Here is a 19,882-nt window from a genome sequence, read left to right on the forward strand (position 1 = left end):
CACAGTCGGGGCCCGCCCCGGTTCTGGAGCGACAGAGCGATGGAGCGCAGCGACTGAGCACCGGAGTGAAGAACCGGGGTCACGAGGGCCCCGACCCGCGACGCCGGAGGCGGCGCCATATACACAGCCCCCGACCCCGCGGCGCCGAAGGCGACGCCGATCAACACAGCCTGTAGCCTCTATGCCGATGTCAACGAAAGCTCCGACCTCGACTCAGGCGTCCGGTACCGACGCTCCACCGGCCGGCGATCAAGATACCGCTGGTCCGGCGGGGGCCACACTACCCACGCGAACCCGGACGCTCACCGGCTGGGCCCGGACGGCGGCCACGACCGCCGAGGTTCTCTCGACCAGCGATCCCGAACTCATCGCCCGCGCGGTCACCATGGTCGCCCAGGACAACGACGGCAAACCGGAGCATCTGCGGCGTGGTGTGATCGCCCGCGGGCTCGGCCGCTCCTACGGCGACAATGCACAGAACGCGGGCGGGCTGGTCATCGATATGACCGCCTTGAACAAGATCCACCGTATCGACCAGGACACCCGGCTGGTGGACGTCGACGCGGGGGTCGATCTCGATCAGCTGATGAAGGCCGCCCTGCCGTTCGGTCTGTGGGTCCCTGTTCTGCCCGGTACTCGCCAGGTGACCGTCGGTGGCGCGATCGGCTCCGATATCCACGGCAAGAACCATCACAGCGCGGGCAGCTTCGGCAACCATGTGCGGTCGATACAGCTGCTCACCGCCGACGGTGAAGTGCAGACCATCGGCCCCAAGAAGAACGCCAAACTCTTCTGGGCCACGGTCGGCGGCTGCGGGCTCACCGGCGTCATCCTGCGCGCGACCATCGAGATGACGCCGACAGAGACGGCGTACTTCATCGCCGACGGCGATGTGACCTCGGGCCTCGACGAGACCATCGCTTTCCACAGCGACGGCTCCGAGGACAACTACGAGTACAGTTCGGCCTGGTTCGACGGGCTCAGCCCGATGCCGAAACTGGGCCGGGCGGTGATCTCACGCGGTTCCCTGGCCAAATTCGATCAGCTGCCGAAGAAATTGCAGAAGAACCCGCTCGGCTTCACCGGGAAGACGTTCCTCACTTTCCCCGATGTGTTCCCGAACGGGCTGCTGAACAACAAGACGTTCACTCTCGCCACCGAGATCTGGTATCGCAAGGGCGCCACCTACCGGCAGAAGCCGCAGAATCTGACGGCCTTCTACCATCCCCTCGATATGCTCGGCGAGTGGAACCGGGCCTACGGGTCGCGGGGTTTCCTGCAGTACCAGTTCGTGGTGCCGCCGGAGGCTGTCGAGGAGTTCAAGCAGATCCTCATCGACATCCAGGCCAGCGGGCACTACTCGTTCCTGAACGTGTTCAAGTACTTCGGTGAGGGCAACCAGGCGCCGCTGAGTTTCCCGATGCCGGGCTGGAACGTCTGCCTGGACTTCCCGATCGCGCCCGGCCTCAACGATTTCGTCACCGAATTGGATCGGCGTGTCCTGGAATTCGGTGGGCGGCTCTACACCGGTAAGGATTCGCGCACCACCGCCGAAGCCTTCCATCAGATGTATCCCCGGATCGACGAGTGGATCAAGGTACGCCGCAGCGTCGACCCCACAGGCGTTTTCATGTCCGATATGGCGAGAAGGCTGGAGCTTCAGTGATCAACGCGGTAGGCAATCCGCAGTCCATTCTGCTGTTCGGCGGGACCTCGGAAATCGGCCTCGCGATCGTTGCGGAGTACCTGAAGAAGGGCCCGGCCCGGGTGGTGCTGGCCACACTCCCGAACGACCCGCTGCGCGATACCGCCGTCGCGCAGACCAAGGCTGCCGGAGCGAGCCGGGTCGATGTCATCGATTTCGATGCGCTCGATACCGATACTCATCCGAAGGTGGTCGATCAGGCCTGGGCCGACGGCGATATCGATGTCGCGGTCGTCGCGTTCGGGCTGCTCGGCAATGCCGAGGAACTGTGGCAGGACCAGCGCAAAGCGGTGCAGATCGCGCAGATCAACTACACCGCCGCGGTATCGGTGGGGGTGCTGATCGGCGAGAAGATGAAGGCGCAGGGCTTCGGCCGGATCATCGCCATGTCCTCGGCCGCCGGTGAGCGGGTACGCCGCTCCAACTTCGTCTACGGCTCCACCAAGGCCGGTCTGGACGGTTTCTATCTGGGGCTCGGTGAGGCGTTGCGGTCGCACGGTCCCCGGGTACTGGTCATCCGGCCGGGCCAGGTGCGCACGACCACCACGATCGAACATTGGAAGGCCACCGGCGGCAAAGAGGCGCCGCTCACGGTCGACAAGGAGGAGGTCGCCGCGCTGGCGGTCGCCGCTTCGGAGAAGGGCAAGGAACTCATCTGGGCGCCGGGTGCGTTCCGCTACGTGATGATGATCCTGCGCCATATCCCGCGGCCGATCTTCCGCCGGCTGCCGGTCTGATACGCGGTCGTACCGCGAAAGCTCGAGGGCCGTCGCTTCCGGATCTTTTCCGGTGAGCGACGGCCCTCGTCGTATTCGGTACTTCCGGCGGGCCACGATGTTCCGCGGCCACGGCCACTGTCAAACGCGTGTCATTCGCTGGCCCAGTTCGCGGCGCAGCACCTCCTGGGACGGCAGGCGCCCGAGGACGCGTAACACCGAGGGTCGTAGTTCCTTTTGCTCCTCATCGGTGAGTAATCCGACGAGATCGCGCAGTTCCATATCGTCGAAGGCCGAAGTCATGCGAACCAGCGTACGGGCCGCGCCGCCGTTCGTCATCCATTCGGCAATTCCCTCACGTGGAAATAAACCAACATGTGATCCATCCCACTTGATAGACGAGTCTCGATGTAGCACAACCCCGTTCAACTCACCCGGATCGGATCATCGGCGCTCGCACCGCTCCGATCCTCTTGCGTGACGGTCAGTTCGGCGGGTCCGGCGTCGGGGCGATACGGCCTGAACCGTTCGAGCGAACCCCAGTCCCGGGCCCAGTCGTCGGACAGATAGGTCGCGACCGAATCGGCTTCCAGGAGTAGCTCGGTCCAGCCGAGCGGACCGCCGCCGATATGGTCCTGCCACGCGTTGGAGGCATCGGAACCGACCCGATCCGGCAGGATCCGCCAGCGCGGCACCTCCGCGACGCCGTGACTGTGATCGAACGGCCGCTGGCAGCCGAAGGCCAGGCCGACATGCCAGTCCAGCAGAACCGGGTCGGTATGTCCCACAACAGAGTCCAGCGTGGCCAGGCGCGGCAGGCGGGGCGGTGTGACGGCCAGCCACTGCCGGGCGGTGATGTCGTTGTCCACCGACACCACGCGGACCGCGTTCGTCTCCCGGGGCAACTGGTCCAAGGGCACCCGCAGATTGCGCCACGACGGGTTGGGGCCGATATCGAGCGGGGTCACCGACCCGAGCACCGTCATGGTCCCGTCGGAGTTGCGCGTTCCGTACTCCACGGTGAGGTCCTGGCCGTAAGTGAGCACGCCGTCGGCGTCCACCGATTTGATCCGCCCGGCGGCGGTCAGGGCCAGCACCCGATAGGCCGGGTCGGCCCGCATCTCGTCGGTGAGGTCCAGGCGGTACCACTGGGTGGTGAGTTCCGCTTGCTGCTGGTCACCGTCCTGGTAGCTGCCGAGCACCGGGGTGCGGGCCGGGTCGAGGCCGAACGGCAGCGCCACCGTGGAACCGTTGATGCCGGTCCGGACCGTGGTACCACCGCCGGTACCGGCGCCGGTCGTGTCGGTGGTTTTGTTCTCGGTATCGGATTCGACGGTATTCGCACCGCCGGAGGTGGTCTCCTCGGCATCGGCGGTCAGATCCTCGGCGACGCCGTCCGGGGTGAACCCTTCGGTCTGCGCGTCGGGGTCGGTGGAGACCAGGCCGTCGGCGGGATCCCCCTCGTAGGGGAGCAGCAGGGAGTCGGCGGTATCGGTCTCCACCAGCACATCGTCGGCCAGACCACACGAATCACCTGCCAGGGCACGGGTATTCGATTTGGCGATGGAGTAGGCCGGGTACTGCCCGGCCGCGGCCTTGGTCAGCGAGGCGATCTCGAACAGCACCAGCAGGGCCGCGGCCATCGTGAGCGGGGCCGAGGCATACCGGGCCGACCGCGACGGCGGACCGCCGCGATAGGGCGCGCGATAGTGCAGCCACAACGCCACCAGCAGCGCGAGTACGGCCAGGCCGAGGAACAGGGTGGACAGGCCCTTGCCCGCGATCAGCGGTGCCTTGTCCCACCACGGGACACCGTAACTGGACACATACCACCAGCCGTTCGACCCGGTGAATGTGATCGCCAGCAGGAACAGCACAGCGGCGGCGAACAGTGCGCGGTTGCGCGGAGCCCGGATACCGTTGGTGCCCACCGCGACCGCGGCCAGCCCGGCCAGCGAACCGGCCAGGCCCGCGTACACGCCGAAATGGTGGGTCCACTTGGTGGGCGTGAACATCATCAGCAGCAGCGAGGCGAAAACGATGCCCAGGATCCGCACCGAAGGCCCGCGGGAGGTCCCGGGGATCCGGCCCTTGCGCAAGACCTGTAGCACGCACACCAGCAGGCAGAGCAGCATCAACAGGACGCCGAAGCGACGCGCCAGCGAGCCGTCCGGCGACAGCATGAGCAGCGAATCCCAGCGGGTGCGCTCATCGAACCAGGCCACATTCGGGCCGACCGCCGTCCGGACCCGGGTGGCCTCCATCACGGTCGACAGCGTCTGGTCGGCGAAGATGACCACCAGCACCAGGGTTCCGGCGGCCAGACCCGGCGCGATAACGCTCGCGTACCGCCACAGCGCCTGCCCCCGCGACGCCCCACCCCGGGCGCGGGCGATGATGATCTGCAGAACGGGACGGGATCCGGCGATCAGCGCCGCGATGCAGATCAGCCCCGTCGGCCCGGCAGCCAGGGAGAACGCCGCGATCAGGATCGCGATCGCGGCGGGCAGCAGCCGCGCGGTCGCGATCGCGCGTTCGATCGAACACCAGGTGAGCAATGCCCCCGCCGCGATCAGCGGCTCCGGACGCAGACCGTTGTCGTAGGGCATCCAGAACGCCAGGAACACCAGGCCGGCGGTCCACAATGCGATCTGGTTGCCGCGTACCCGGGCACCCAGCCGGGGCAGCACCTCCCGGCTGATCACCAGCCAGCACACGATCCCGGCCAGCAGGGTGGGCAACCGCATCCACGGGCTCGACTCCGAGATACGGGTCATCCAGGCCAGCACCTCGTAGGACCAGCCGAACGGGGCCTCCGGGACGCCGAACCAGCGGTAGTAGTTCGCCAGGTACCCGGACTTCTCCGAGACCCGGGCCATGTTCAGGATGTAGCCGTCGTCGGAGGTGTTGGCCCCGATGATGTGCCAGCCGGCCAGTACACCGAGTACCACGCCGTCGGCGAGCCGGAAGCGCCACCAATGCGCGGGCAGGAAGCGGCGTGCTCGGCGGCCGTCGGTGATGTCGAGCAGATGCAGCGCGACCAGGGACAGCACCGTGAACAGCACCGCACCGACGATCGCGGCGATCTTGAGCGGGGTCGGCGACGAGGTGAAGCGGGAATCGATGTCGGCGTGCAACCGGATACCGTCGAGTTGGGCCGCGGGGAGGTCGGTGAACACCCCTACCATCTGCGGCCGGATATCCCGGCCCACCTCCGCACGGAACGGCGTTCCGTCCGAGCGGGTGGCACCGGTGAGTTCGGCGGTGGTCACCGTAGCCGACGAGGTGACCGTCAGCGCGTCACAACGGCCCAGTTCCGCACGCTCGGCGGACAGCAACGGCACATCGCGCAGCACTACCGACAGGTTGTCGCCGGTCACTGTGACGCGCAGCCCCCGCGCCGACGACTGGCCCGAACCGTCGGGAACCGTCTCCACGACGGTGCCCTCGGCGCCGTTCAGCACTGGGCACGGCACCGTGAGATCCAGTCGCAACGGCTGATAGCTCACCAGCGGCGCCTCGACACTGGCCGCGTCTGCCTGCGGCCAGTCCAGGCTCGTCCGGTCCTGGCTCACCGGCAGCAGCGGCGCCGCAATCGCCAGCACGAACCCGAGTAGCCCGGAAACCAGAGCCAGCAGGCGGATACGGTTCAACGCTCGAGGAGTTCGGTCCGGTCGCACGGGGCTCGACTCTAATCGGTGCTCGATCCGCCGGGCCGCGCACGGCCGGAGCGGCGGCCCGAACGGCTCAGCGTTTCACGACGACCAGGGCGAAGGGGCCGATATCGGTGGTGGTGAACCGCGGGTCGTCGAACAGTTTCGCCGGGAACGCGACGGTGTAGCGCTTGACGTTCGGATCGTTCGGATACACATCGGCAGCCAGCCGCAGCGTGTACTCGTCGCCGCTGCGCCGGAACAAGAAGGCGTCGGGTGCGCGCCACGGCGCGGCCCGCATCGCGTCGAGAAGTTCGCCCGGTGTCTCCTTTTCGCTCCACTCTTCGATGGCCGCGGACCGATCCGCGTAATCGGCCAGCGGATTGGCGTAATGCGAGGTCATCCCCTGGAACCCGAAGTACGGGTAGTAGGCGAGGAAGGTGGTGTCACCGGTGAGCACCACATTTTCCGACGGTTCGCGACCCGTCTGTGCCCGCAGCGCGTCATCGATATTTCGGTAGTGCCGGACGGCGGAAGGATCGCGCTGGTCGGCGCGGTTACCGTCGCCGTCGGTATCGGTGTATGCGGTGGTGATCTCGGGAGCCAGGACATGGGGTATGTCCTGGCAGTAGGCCAGCGCGCCCACCGTGGCCAGCGCGATGGCCACCCAGCGGAACCGCGCCGGTTCGTCGAGCGCCTGATAAACCGCGCGGGCACCCTCGACGAAACCGAATCCGCCCGCGGCCGCGAGCAGCACCAGCAGCACCGGTTCCAGCCGGAAGGACAGCAGCGTCGAGCCGGCCACGGTAGCCAGCATCGACAGCAGCGACCACAGGTACACCGCGATCACGCCGAGACCCAGCGATTGCGCGCGCCGCGATGAATTCGCGCGCATCACCAACCAGATGACACCGATCAGGCACAGCGCGCCCAGCAGCGAGAAATGCATCATCGGCAGCGGCAGTTCGGAACCGGCCTCGGGCAGATAGTGGAACGCACCACCTGATTGCAGCGTCGGCCGGTCCAGCATGCGTACCAGGAACGGCAGGAACACCGGCAACGCGACCAGGGCGGCGATCACCCCCATTACGATCAGCCGCAGCAGCGGGGCGCCGATGGCCTGCCCCGCGCTGCCGACCGGCGCGTGCGACTCCCCGGTGTGTGTCGCGATCCGGCGCGGGGTCCGAGCGGCGTAGCGCGCCCGAAGCCCGAGTCCGGCGGCCACCACCGCCATGAGCGTGACGGTGAACACCGCGAAGGCGAAATACAGCGTGTAGCAGGCGGCGGCGACCCCGAGGAACAATCCGGTACCCACCACCGCTGCCCAGCCGCCCGCGGTCGCCTGACCGCCGGACTTATCGGCGGTACGGGTGAGTTCGGCGGGCCGGTACAGCGCCCCCCAGGCCAGCACCAGGACCGGCGGCAGCAGGATGGCGATCACCGCGCCGTAGGCTTCCGGGGCGGCGTAGGTGACCGCCACCGCGGTCACCGCACTGGTGACCCCCACTGCCCAGTCCGTCCGGATGAGCCGAGTCCACAGCACCAGCGATACCACCGCGGCCACCGCGATGGACCCGATCGCGTACGGCTTGAAGACCTCCCAGCCGTCCATCCCGAGCACATTCGCCACGCGGCCACCGAGCCAGAACCAACCTGCTGGGTAAAAGGGCGGCAGATCGGCGTAGGTCATATCCCGCAGCGCGGCGCTGTCGGTGAGCCGGGTCAGATATTCGGTCCGGAACTCCTGGTCCACCGAGATCCCGAACAGGTACAGTTTCGTCGCCGCGAGCGGCATCCCCAGGGTGATCGTCACGAACGCCGAGATACCGGTCCAGGACAGCAGTTTCGCCAGTCGTCGCGAACGCCGCAGGCGCAGCAGGGCGATCGAACCCGCGATGAGCGCCGCCGCCCCCACCTGACCCACCGTGGTCAGCGCGCGCACGACATTGGAGGAATTGAATGCCGGCCACTGCACCAGCGAGAACGCGATGAGTCCGACGGCGACCACCACTACGGCGACCACCGTCGCCAGCACAGCTTCGCCGACTCCGGCCCCGACCTGACGCACCAATCGCGCGCCGCGACTCGTCGTCATCGGCGTACTTACCTCCGGCTCCCGATCCACCTACTGGGCGTCGGTCAGCCTAGTGCAGGCTTCGCGCGGACCGCCGTTCACACGAGGCGGTGGATCGAAGCTCGCGGTGAGCAGGGCATCAGTAGCCGGAATCGGGCGGGCCCTCGTGCACATTGACCTGCTGGAGTTCGACCGCCAGCCTGGTTGCGGTCACAAAATCCGAGTCATCGTGCACGATCACCAGGCCGTGATGCGCAGCGGTAGCGCAAACTTGCAGGTCCACGGCAGACAAAGATCGGTGACTGCCTCGTTCGGCCGCGTAATGCTGCACCGTGCCGATCCAATGGCCCGCCCCTTCGGGAACCGTGGCATCTCGGTACAAGGTGTCGAACATCCGGCAGAATTCCGAGTACTCCTTCAGATTTCGCGCCGAGGTCAAAAATTCACTGCGCTGCGGGTAGCAGGAACGAAATCCGCCGTCGGCGAGAGTTTTTCGCCATCGGTCGAGGACCGAGCGATCCCGCAAGATGCGCCACAGCGCGGAAGAGTCGACCAGATAGCCTGTCACCGGCGGGCGGCTCTCTTCTCAGCCGCATGGGCGGCTTCGGCTCCTTCGATATCCCAGTCACGGGCCAGTTCGAAGTAGTAGTCCACGGCGGCAGCGCGGCTCATGCGTTGGTTGTACTGACGCAAGGCTTCGGCGACCGCTGCTGTCTTGGTCTTGTGCCCACCTAGTTTCTTGGCGGTTTCCAGGTCCTCATCGTCGATCTCGATATGGGTTAGCGACACCACGACCTCCTGTACAAAAATGAGCGACCGGGCACCGTAAATTGTACATTGCGGTGTCCGGTCGCGGGTGTGTTCAGCGAATCAGAAAACCCGGAGCTTGCCCGGATCCCACAACCCGTTACGGGTCTCGGTATCGGTCGCCAGTTGCGCGGGTACCGCGTCGTAGTACTGGTCGTAGCGTTCCAGCGTGCCCCAGTCGCGACCCCAGTCGTTCTTCAGATAGGTCGGGATCGTGGTCGACTTCGCCAGCATCTGAGAGAACCCGAGCGGACCGCCGAACTCCTGGGCCTGCCAGGTGTTGGTGGAGCTCACCGCCAGCGGACGGTCGGGCAGGATACGGAACTTCGGCACCTCGGCGACCCCGTTCACATGGCGGAACGGACGCTGGCGCGGGAACTGCAGACCGACCGCCCAGTCGAGCAGGATGGGCTGCTCGGAACCGAGGTAATCGTTGGCCGACTCCAGTTTCGGTACCCGCGGCGGGGTGAACGCCAGCCACTGGTCGCCGATCAGGATCGGATCGTTGGCGACGACCCGGACCGCGTCGGCCTCGGGGGCGATCTCGTCCAGCGGAACGCGCAGGTTGCGCCAGGACGGGAACGGGCCGATATCGCGGGGCAGGTAGGTCCCGAGCTGAGTGACCGAACCGTCGGGCTGCCGCTTGCCGTAGTCGACGGTCAGCGACTGGCCGTACTGCATGGCACCGGTGTCGTCGTAGGACAGGATGCGTCCAGCCGCGGTGATGACCACCAGCGGATGATCGGGCGAGCGTTCGGGCAGTTCGTACCAGCTCGACGAGACGAACGCGGGCTGCTGTACGCCGTCCTGGTAACTGCCCAGGATCGGTGTGGCGGCCGGATCGAGGCCGAAGGGCAGGGCAACGGTGCTGCCGTTCACACCCTGCGCGCCCTGACCACCACCGGTTCCCGCGGCCTGGCCTTCGGCGAACGCGGCACCCACCGACTGGCTGGAGGTGTTACCGGTACCCGGTTTCACCTCGACCGCGTCGGCGGACAGATCGTCGGGAACCCCGTTGGGATCGAACCCGACCGGATCGACACCGGCCAGCGGATCGTTCGGGTTCGTGGGCGGATGCGCCGGATCGATGATCGGGTTCAACCGCCCGGCATTGGCGTTCGACTCGACCAGTACGTCATTGGCGAGACCGCCGGTCCGGCCGGCGAGCGCGTCGATATTGCCGCGGCCCAGCGAATACGCCGGGTACTGCGAATAGGCGCCCTTGGCCATCGAGAGCACCTCGAACAGCACCATCGCCGCGGCCACCAGGGTGAGCGGAATGGCCGCGAACTTGCGGACCCGGCGTCCCCGGGCGGTGCGCGTGGAGGTGGGCGGTTTGGCATACCCCTCGCGTAGCACATGCCAGGCCACCAGCAGCAGCGCCGCCCCGAACAACACCAGCATCACGGTGTTGGAAGAGGTACCGCCGAGCACGACCCGTTTGTCGAACCAGGGCACCCCGTAACTGGACACGTACCAATAGCCGTTGATACCGGAGAACGCCAGCGCGAGGGTGAACAACAACCCGGCCAGGAAGATCGCCCGGTTCTTGCGCGCCCGCAGCGCCGATGCCGACACCGCTACCGCGGTCACCGCCGCCAGCGAACCCGCGATCCCGGCGTAGGCGCCGAAGTGGTGGGTCCACTTGGTGGGGTTGAACATCATGAAGAAGATCGTGCCGAACACCACGCCCATCAACCGCCAGGTGGGCGCGGCCGCGATCCCCGGTACCCGGCGTCGGCGCAACAGCACCAGCATGGTGGTGAACAGGCACAGCAGCATCGCCAGGAAGGCGAAGCGCCGCGACAGCGAACCGTCGACGGTTTCGACGAACAGGTAGTAGTAGCGCAGATAGTCCTCGTACCAGGCCAGGTTGGGGCCGGCCAGTTGCCGCACCCGGTTCGCTTCCTGGATACCGGCGAACGTCTGATCGCTGTAGACCACCGTGAGCACCAGGAACCCGGCAGCGGCGAGCGGCGCCAGCAGCGCGACCGTCCCGTGCTCTCGATGCCGGCGGACGACGATGCGGGTGAGCGGCCGGATACCCGCCAGCAGCGCGGCCACACACATCAGACCGGTCGGCGCGGCGGCCAGGGTGAACGCGGCGACCACCACCGCCACGGCGGCGGGCAGCAGGCGCCCGGTCGCGATGGCACGTTCGATGGAGACCCAGGTGAGCAGCGCGCCGAGGGCGACGATGGGCTCCGACCGCAGACCGTTGTCGTAGGGCAGCCAGAACGCCAGGAACACCAGACCGCCGGTCCACAGCGGAACGCTGCCGAACCAGGCCCGCCCGCGCGCTCCGCGCAGTCCGTTGCCCAGCCGCGGCACCACCTCGCGGCTGATCACCATCCAGCACAGAATCCCGCAGGCCAGGGCGGGCAACCGCACCCACGGGCTGGCCGTGGAGACCTCGGCGAACAGCTGGATCACGTAGTAGTACCAGCCGAACGGCGCCTCGGGTACGCCGTACCAGCGGAAGTAATTGGCCATATAGCCCGCGTCCGGCGCCACCCGCACCATGCTCAGGATGTAGCCGTCATCGGAGGTGTTGGCGCCCAGGAAATGCCAGATCAGCAGGGTGCCGATCACACCGCCGTCCGCGATGGTCGGTTTGAGCCAGTGCGCGGGCAGGAAGCGACGGTGCCCGCGCCCGTCGCTGGTGTCCAGTCGCGCCAGCGCCACCAGCGACAGCAGCGTGCACACCACCGCTGCGATGATCGCGACGAGTTTGATCCAGGTCGGGCTGGAGGTGAACCGGGTGTCGATCGTCGAGTCCAGGCTCAACCCGGCCGGGATCCCCCCGGTCATATCGGTGAACACACCGACCACCTGCGGGCGCAGATCCCCGACCAGCCGGCCCGCGTTGGGCTCGCCCGTATCGGTGGTCAGCCCTTCGAACGCGGCGCTGGTGGCCGTGCTGTCGGAGTGGATGGTGATGGCCGAGCAGTTCGCCATTTCCGCCCGGTCGGCGGTCGCCACGACCGCGTTGCGGTCCACCACATCGACCGTGGTCTCGGAGACGCGGACGAACAGCGCCTCGAGGGAGGCCCGGTCACCCTGCGGAGGTGCGGTGGCCAGCAGCATGCCGCCCTGCGGGGGCAGCTGGTTCACCGCCGAGCACGGGATGCTCGCGGTGAGATCGATCGGCACCTGCGACATGAGCGGTGCCTGCACGTTCGCCAGCGTGTCGTTCTGCGGCCAGCTCAGGGTCGCCGTGGTCTGGGTGACGGGCAGAAAGGGCGTGGCGATCGCGAACAGCGCCCCCAGCACACCGGTGACGATCGCGACGAGACGCGCGATCCGGAAATCCTTGGGCGCGACCTTCGGTTCCGGCTCCGGTGGCGTCTTCGTGAGTACTGCGGTGGCGACTTCTGGCACGCTGGCATGCTACTTGGATGCGGCGCGCGGGGCCGGGCGGTGCCCCGGCGCGTACCCGAACCGCGTGAAAACACACCCGGCATACAGGGCATATAAACCACCGGAATGGGGTAAAGAGGGGCGGCTGGCACAATCGGCCGGGAAACACCCCCTTATGCGCGGGGTATTGCGGCGGTAATGGAAAGGTAGGGGCATGACCAAGGTGAATCTCGAGACGAACTACGGAACCATCGGCCTCCAACTGGACGAGGCGAAGGCGCCGGACACCGTCCGTAACTTCGTCGAATACGTCAAGTCGGGACATTACGACGGCACGATCTTCCATCGCGTGATCCCGGGCTTCATGATCCAGGGCGGTGGATTCGACGGCCAGATGCAGCAGAAACCGGCTCAGGAGCCCATCCAGAACGAGGCCGCCAACGGCCTGAAGAACAACAAGTACACGGTCGCCATGGCGCGTACCAACGATCCGCATTCGGCGACCGCGCAGTTCTTCGTCAATGTCGCCGACAACGACTTCCTCAATCACACCCAGCCGGCCGGCCAGGGCTGGGGATACGCCGTGTTCGGCGAGGTCGTCGACGGCACCGAAGTGGTCGACAAGATCGCCGCCGTATCCACCTCGTCGCAGGGCATGCACCAGGATGTCCCGGTGGAGAGCGTGGTCATCGAATCGGCGACCATCGCCGGCTGAGCACGATCCGTACGCGACGGTTCGGGTTGTTCCGATCGGGACGACCCGAACCGGAACCGGCTACAGCGGCAGCAGGTGATGTTTGCGCGGGTTGCGGATGACGATCTTGTCCCGCAACAGGTGTAGCGCGCGCCGCAGTTCCAGCCGGGTCTGCGACGGTTCGATCACCGCGTCGATGAAACCGCGCTCGGCGGCGACCCACGGGGTGGCCATGGTGGCGTTGTAGAAATCGATCATCTGCTGGCGCACGGCCGCCTTCTGATCCTCGGGCGCGGCGGCGATCTGCGCTGCCCCGATGAGGCTGACAGCGCTCTCCGCACCCATCACCGCGATCCGGGCCGTGGGCCAGGCCAGGTTGATATCGGCACCCAGCTGTTTGGACCCCATCACCGCGTAGCCGCCACCGTAGGATTTGCGGATCACCACGGTCACCTTCGGTACGGTCGCCTCCACGAAGGCGAACAGGAACCGGCCGCCGCGTTTGATGACACCGACCTTCTCCTGTTCCACGCCGGGCAGGAAGCCGGGGGTATCGACCACGAAGATCAGCGGGATCTCGTAGGCGTCACAGAGCCGGACGAAATGCGAGGCCTTGTCCGAAGCCCGGGCATCGAGAGCTCCGGCGTACACCATCGGCTGATTGGCGACCACGCCGACACTGCGGCCGTCCACCCGGGCGAACCCGGTAATGATGTTGCGGCCCGCGTCGGCACCGTATTCGTGGAAATGGCCGTCGTCGAAGATCCGCAGCAGCACCTCGTGCATGTCGTATCCGGAGTTGTCCGAATCCGGCACGATCGAATCCAGTTCGCGGTCGGAGTCGGTCGTCTCCGGCTCCAGCCCCGGGTTCACGATCGGCGGCTGTTCCTGGCAGCTGGTCGGCATATACGACAGATACTCGCGAACCCAATCGAACGCCGCCCGCTCGTCCACCGCGACATGGTGGATATTGCCGTACTGGGCCTGGCTGTGCGCCCCGCCCAGTTCCTCCAGGCTGACATCCTCACCGGTGACCTCACGGATCACCTTGGGGCCGGTGACGAACATATACGCCGCCTCGGTGGCGACAACGACGTCGGTATTGATCGGCGAGTACACGGCGCCACCGGCACATTTGCCGAGGATCAGCGAGATCGTCGGGACCATCCCCGACAGACCTTCCTGCCGGGTCGCAAGTTCGGCGTACCAGGCCAGCGAGGACACTGCCTCCTGTACCCGCGCACCACCGGAGTCGTTGATACCGACCAGCGGGCAACCGACCTTGGCGGCGTACTCCATCACCGCGGCCACCTTGCGGCCGAACATCTCGCCGACCGATCCGCCGTACACGGTCTGATCATGGGAGAACACCGCGACGGGGCGGCCGTCGACCAGCCCGTGGCCGGTCACGACACCGTCGCCGTACAGCGCGTCCGGATCACTGGGCCGGCGGACCAGGGCTCCGATCTCGACGAACGAACCCGGGTCGAGCAGGAGCTTGATCCGGTCGCGAGCACTGGGGATGCCCTTACGCGCCCGCTTCGCGACGGCGGCCTCCCCCGCCGGTTCCTGCGCCGATTCCAGCCGCTTACGCAGATCGGCGAGTTTCTCGGCAGTCGTGCTCACTTGCTCCCTTTCCCAGCCGCACTCGAGGTGATCTGGGCGAGTTTATCGGTCAGGTCCGCGCCGATCCGGCCGATCCGGGGTTCATCGATGATCTGGAGGTGGTCGCCGGGGATGTGCACGATGTCGAGGTTGGGCAGATATTCGTCCCAGCCGCCGTCGGGAAGCCGGTCGGCGAAGCGCGGCTCCAGCTCGATGATGCCGTCGTGATAGCGATCGGCCAGATAGAGAACGACATCGCCGTCGTAGTGGCTCGGTTGTACCTGCTGCAGAGCACGGCCCTCGATCCACGAAGTCCGCTGATGCTCCAGCACACCGCCCGGGATCTTGGCACCGGTCATCTTGATGAGGTCGGACACCATCTTGAACTGCTCTTCCGGCGACGCATCGGCGAGTTCGCGCAGTTGGTCGGTATCCAGTTCGCCCTCTACACCGTAGGTTTTCTGGGCGAACGCCTGATAGCGCTCCATCCGCCGGATACGTTCGGCCGAGCTGTTGTCCTCCGGCTCCCGGGGGATCGCGAGATCGATCAATCCGAGCACACGGACATCGGCGCCCTCGGCACGCAACTGCTGCGCGACGGCCATGGCGAGCACAGCACCCAGCGACCAGCCGTAGAGCACGTACGGCCCGTCACCCTGGAGTTTGCGCAGTTCGGGTACGTATTCCCGGGCACGCTCCTCGATCGAGCCCTCGACGCGTTCGAAGCCGTACATGGGTGTATCGGCGGGGAGCCGCTTGAGCAGCGGTTCGTAGACCAGAGTGTTTCCGCCGGAGGGATGGAACACGAAGACCGGGACAGCATCCGACCCCTCGGACCGGGTCCGCAGCGGGCGAACGAATCCGTCCACATCAGCACCGCTGTCCTGAAGGGTCCGCACGATATCGGCCAACTGTTCGATCGTCTCGCAATCGAGTACGTCGTCGACCGTGATCTCCGCGCCGACCCGCTCGGTGAGACGAGCCGCGAGTTTCTCCGCGGTGTCCTCGTCCAGGATCGGCAGGGTGTTGAAGATTCCCCCGGCCGACTCGCCGGTAATGGTGGCCCAGGACGCGTAGGTGAGACGTTCGGCCGCGTCACGTGGCGGAACGTCGTCCTCGTCCGAGCCTGCGGCACCGCCGCCGAACAACGCGGCACCGGCGGCCGGCTCGGCCTTCGGTGCGGGGCTCACCGGGGCCGCCGGTTCAGCCGGTTCCGCCGGTTCCGGTTCGCTGGCCGCCGGTTCGACCTCGGTGGTGCCCGTCCTCTGGTCCAGCGCGGCCACCGGGTCCTGTCCGGCCTCCATGGCGGCCTTGGCGGCGTTCACGAAGTTGTCGTCCATGCTCAGCGCGCCGGATTCCCCGCTGGCCTGCTGATCGGCCATCTCCTGCACCTGGTCGCGGTGCTCTATCGCGTAGCGGAGCACCTTGCCCACCTCGTGCAGGCTGGCGTCGCGGACGGCCGAAACCTGCAGCTGCGGGATATCGAATTCGTATTCGACCCGATTCTTGATCCGCATGGCCATCAGCGAGTCCAGCCCGAGTTCCATGAGCGGGATCTCCATCGGCAGATCCTCGACCGCGTAGCCCATGGATTCGGCGACGATCAGTGCCAGCCGCTCGTCCACCGTCTGGCCACTGTCCGGACTCCACCGATCTCCGAAGCCCGCCGTATCGACGACCTCGACGACCTCGGATTCGGTGAGCGCGGGCGGACGCACGGCCGGTTCGGCCGGGGCGGGCAGCGCGGCACCGGAGGTGACCACCGCGTCGAACAGCAGCCGGAACAGCGCGCCGTCACGAGCGTGCACCTGGACGGACGCGCCACCGGGGTGCGGCGTCAGGGTTGTGGTGAGAGTTCCGGTCGCGGGCAGCGGCGCATGCGCCACGCTGGCACCCGGATTCACATCCGCGAGCACCTGCGTCGCGGCCGACCACACCAGTGTGGGCAGATCGTCCACGGCCGCGGCCTGAACCTCCCAGACGTGCCGCCCATCCGGCAGCGCGACCGCGGCACCCGGCGCCCGAGTGCTCCCACCGGCGGAGAAACCGCTGACCTTGGGCCAGAACGGTTTGCGCACGAACGCGGTGCGCGGAATATCGGCGTAAGACCCGGCCGGTACCAGAGAGACGAGATCCACCGAGTGTCCGTGCACGTACAGCTGCGCCAGTGCGGCGATCACTCCGGCGGATTCGTCTTCTTTGCGTTTCAGTGTCGGAATGAGCTGCGCGTCCGGCAGTCCGGCAGCGAAGGTGGTCCCCAGGACCTGCATCAGCGCGACCGAATTCGGTGCCAGTTCCAGGAACGTGGTAACCCCGGAATCGACCGCGAGTTTCACCGCGTTGGTGAAGTACACGCTGTGCCGCATGTTCTTCACCCAGTAGTTCTCGTTGTGCACCGCGTCGTGTCCGGGCGCGTAGTACTGCTCCTTGTCGACCGTCGAGTACAGGCCGACTTTCAGTTTCGTGGGCTCGATCCCGGCCAGTTCGGCAGCCAGTTCGCCCAGCAGCGGGTCCATCTGGGAGGTGTGCCCGGCACCCTTGGTCTGCAGGACACGGGCGAATTTGCCCGCGGCCTCCACCCGGCCGACAATGGCCGAGACCTGGTCCACCGGACCACCGATCACCGTATTGGTCGGCGCCGCGTACACCGCGACCTCGACATCGGGGAACTCCGGCAGCAGCGCGGCGACCTCGTCGGCACCCATCTCGACCAGTGCCATATTTCGCACATCGGCGTCGGAGAGCATCTGCTCGCCCTCGCCCATCAGCCGCGAACGCGCGCAGATGGTGCGCACCGCGTCCTCCAGCGGGAGACCGCCGGCGATATAGGCCCCGGCGACTTCACCCATCGAATGCCCGACCACCGCGGCCGGTTCGGCGCCGTGCGCGCGCAACACCGCGGCGAGACCGAGCTGGATGGTGAAGATCCCGACCTGGGAGGTGCCCACGTCGTAGTCCTGGGTGTCGTCGAGAATCATCTCGCGCACCGAGTACCCGGATTCGTCCTGCACGAGTTCGTCGACCGCGTCGACGGTGCGCCGGAAGATCGAGTTCTCCTGATACAGCTGTTTGCCCATCTTCCGGTGCTGGGCACCGAAACCGGCCATCACCCACATGGGGCCCTGCGCGGCCGGGGCGTCGGCGGTGAAAACACCCTGCCCCGGTTTACCCGTGGCGATCGCCCGCAGGCCGGCCACCGCCTCGGTGTGGTCCTTGGCCAGCACCACACCGCGCGAACGCCAATGGCTGCGCTTGGCCAGCGACCGGGCCACATCCGCCAGCGGAGTCCGCTGTCCCGCTTCGGATTCCAGCCAGTCCGCCAGGTCCGCGGCGGCACGGCGGCGGCGCGAGGGCAGATAAGCGGAGACCGCCAGGACCACCGGCAGCGGTTCGGCCCGGTCGGCCGACCATTCGGGTTCGGGGGCGGCGTCGGCGGCGACCGTCTCGGCCTCGGCGACCACATCGGTGCTCACCACCTCCAGCGTGTCTTCGTCCGCATCCGGTAGGAACGGCTCGGAGACCGCCAACGGCGCGGCCGGTACGTACTCCTGTACGACCAGGTGCGCATTGGTGCCGCCGAAGCCGAAGCCGGAGATACCGACCGTCGCGGTACCGCTGTAGCGCGGGAACGGAGTCGGCTCCTCGACCACCTTCAAACGGGCCTGTTCGAATGGGATGTACGGGTTCGGCCCGGCGTAGTTGATGGTGGCGGGCAGCACATCGTGCTGGAACGACAGGAGTACCTTGGCCAGGCTCGCCGCGCCCGCCCCGGATTCCAGATGCCCGAAATTGGTCTTCACCGAACCCAGCAGCACGGGTGCGTCGGCGGCGCGACCGGCGCCGACCACCTGGCCCAGCGCCTGGGCCTCGAGCGGGTCGCCGACCAGGGTGCCGGTGCCGTGGGCCTCGATATAGTCGACGGTGGACGGCACGATACCGGCGTCCCGGTAGGCGCGGCGCAGTACATCGGCCTGGGCGTCGGGATTCGGGGCGAGGAGCCCGTTGGACCGGCCGTCGCTGTTGACCGCCGAACCCTTGATCACGCCGAGAACGTTGTCGCCGTCGCGTTCGGCGTCGGCGAGTCGTTTGAGCACCACCAGACCGGCGCCCTCGGAGCGAACCATCCCGTCCGCGTCGGACGAGAACGCCTTGATCCGGCCGTCCTTCGCCACCGCGCCGATCTTGTCGAAACCGAGCGTGGTCATCGGGATGAGCAGCATGTTCACCCCACCGGCCAGCGCGACGTCGGCGTCCCCGGTGCGCAGCGCCTGCACGGCTTGGTGCACCGCGACCAGGGTCGAGGAGCAGGCGGTATCCACCGCCACCGACGGGCCGCGGAAATCGTAGAAGTAGGAAACGCGGTTGGCGATGATGCTGCTGGCGCTGCCGGTGATCTTGTAGCCCTCGGCCGAAGCCGGAACGTTCGGATCGGTATCACCCAGGCTCATCGCGGCGACCAGCTGGAAATCGGTGGTGGAGGTGCCGATGTACACGCCGACCGATTCACCGCGCAGATCACTGGCCGGGATCCGGGCGTGCTCGAGCGCCTCCCAGGTCAGTTCCATCACGAGCCGCTGCTGCGGATCGATCCGCTCGACCTCGACCGGCGACATCGCGAAGAACTCGGCGTCGAAGCCGGTGACGACGTCCTGTTCCAGATAACCGCCGCGGGTATTACCCTCGGCCACCGCCTGCGCCAGCTGCGGTTCGCTCAGGAATTCCGCCCAGCGCCCCTGCGGGAGATCGCGGATGGCATCGCCGCCGTTGATCAGGAAATCCCAGGTGGATTCCGGAGTGTCACCCGCACCCGGCAGCCGGGTCGACAGGCCCACGATCGCGATATCGCGCGCTTCACCCGGGGCGTGGCCGGCGGTGTAGAACTGCTCGTCGGTGGCTTCGAAGGTGGGCTCCGGCGGACCGTTGACGATCACCTCGGCCAGCGAGGCGATCGTCGGATGCTGGTAGACCACGGTCGCGTTCAGCATCACACCGGTGAGTTCCTCGATCTCACCGGCCAGCGCCAGCGCGTCCCGCGACGCCAGCCCGAACTCCTCCATCGGCCGGTCCACGGAGATCTTGTCGAGCGACTGCCCGGTGGCTTCGGCGACCCAGCCCCGCAACCATTCCCGCAGCTCGGCGACCGAGAGCTCGACGCCCGGTGCCGTATCGCCGGACGAGGGCACGTCGCCGGTCCCGGCGGCGCGATCCTCCTCGGTGACGGGAAGGTTCTCGGTCGTATCCGGCGACATGCCCTCGTTATCAGCCATC

At 67.0% G+C, this 19,882-nt stretch carries 11 protein-coding genes; 3 read left to right on the forward strand and 8 right to left on the reverse strand.

Annotated elements, in window-relative coordinates; genetic code table 11:
- Window positions 1-187: 187 nt before the first annotated feature.
- Both OG405_RS25030 and OG405_RS25035 read left to right on the forward strand, forming a co-directional pair.
- On the forward strand, window positions 188-1,666 hold the full coding sequence (locus tag OG405_RS25030; protein ID WP_442790606.1) for an FAD-binding protein: 1,479 nt from the start codon (window positions 188-190) through the stop codon (window positions 1,664-1,666).
- Window positions 1,663-2,442 carry a decaprenylphospho-beta-D-erythro-pentofuranosid-2-ulose 2-reductase gene (locus OG405_RS25035; RefSeq protein ID WP_327148863.1) on the forward strand — a complete coding sequence of 260 codons (780 nt, stop codon included), beginning with the start codon at window positions 1,663-1,665 and terminating at the stop codon, window positions 2,440-2,442. Before OG405_RS25030 ends, OG405_RS25035 begins: the two co-directional genes overlap by 4 nt.
- Window positions 2,443-2,562: 120 nt before the next feature.
- On the opposite strand, the gene OG405_RS25040 is transcribed toward OG405_RS25035, so the two are convergent.
- The 6 genes from OG405_RS25040 to OG405_RS25065 form a co-directional block, all read right to left on the reverse strand.
- The gene (locus OG405_RS25040; protein WP_169333235.1) at window positions 2,563-2,724 is read right to left on the reverse strand and encodes a hypothetical protein; all 162 of its coding nucleotides are present in this window, start codon (window positions 2,722-2,724) and stop codon (window positions 2,563-2,565) included.
- A gap of 122 nt (window positions 2,725-2,846) precedes the next feature.
- Entirely contained in the window at window positions 2,847-6,074 is a 3,228-nt protein-coding gene (locus OG405_RS25045; RefSeq protein WP_327148864.1) for an arabinosyltransferase domain-containing protein, read from the reverse strand.
- Between the two features lie 94 nt (window positions 6,075-6,168).
- Window positions 6,169-8,169 carry a galactan 5-O-arabinofuranosyltransferase gene (locus tag OG405_RS25050; RefSeq protein ID WP_327148865.1) on the reverse strand — a complete coding sequence of 667 codons (2,001 nt, stop codon included), beginning with the start codon at window positions 8,167-8,169 and terminating at the stop codon, window positions 6,169-6,171.
- A gap of 118 nt (window positions 8,170-8,287) precedes the next feature.
- Window positions 8,288-8,716, reverse strand: coding sequence for a PIN domain-containing protein (locus OG405_RS25055; RefSeq protein WP_327148866.1), 429 nt, complete (start codon window positions 8,714-8,716; stop codon window positions 8,288-8,290).
- Window positions 8,713-8,937 carry a type II toxin-antitoxin system VapB family antitoxin gene (locus OG405_RS25060; RefSeq protein WP_327148867.1) on the reverse strand — a complete coding sequence of 75 codons (225 nt, stop codon included), beginning with the start codon at window positions 8,935-8,937 and terminating at the stop codon, window positions 8,713-8,715. Before OG405_RS25060 ends, OG405_RS25055 begins: the two co-directional genes overlap by 4 nt.
- Before the next feature lie 81 nt (window positions 8,938-9,018).
- Window positions 9,019-12,336 (reverse strand): arabinosyltransferase domain-containing protein, encoded by a 3,318-nt coding sequence (locus OG405_RS25065; RefSeq protein ID WP_442790607.1) that lies wholly within the window; start codon window positions 12,334-12,336, stop codon window positions 9,019-9,021.
- A gap of 193 nt (window positions 12,337-12,529) precedes the next feature.
- On the opposite strand from OG405_RS25065, the gene OG405_RS25070 reads away from it, so the two are divergent.
- Window positions 12,530-13,030, forward strand: a complete 501-nt coding sequence (locus tag OG405_RS25070) for a peptidylprolyl isomerase (protein ID WP_327148868.1) — start codon at window positions 12,530-12,532, stop codon at window positions 13,028-13,030.
- Window positions 13,031-13,090: 60 nt separating this feature from the next.
- Here OG405_RS25070 and OG405_RS25075 read toward each other — a convergent pair whose 3' ends face one another.
- Together OG405_RS25075 and pks13 are read right to left on the reverse strand one after the other, a co-directional pair.
- The gene (locus tag OG405_RS25075) at window positions 13,091-14,635 is read right to left on the reverse strand and encodes an acyl-CoA carboxylase subunit beta (protein ID WP_327148869.1); all 1,545 of its coding nucleotides are present in this window, start codon (window positions 14,633-14,635) and stop codon (window positions 13,091-13,093) included.
- Window positions 14,632-19,881 carry a polyketide synthase Pks13 gene (gene pks13 / locus OG405_RS25080; protein WP_327148870.1) on the reverse strand — a complete coding sequence of 1,750 codons (5,250 nt, stop codon included), beginning with the start codon at window positions 19,879-19,881 and terminating at the stop codon, window positions 14,632-14,634. Before pks13 ends, OG405_RS25075 begins: the two co-directional genes overlap by 4 nt.
- Window position 19,882: the final 1 nt, after the last annotated feature.

This window comes from Nocardia sp. NBC_01329 (assembly GCF_035956715.1).
GTDB lineage: Bacteria > Actinomycetota > Actinomycetes > Mycobacteriales > Mycobacteriaceae > Nocardia.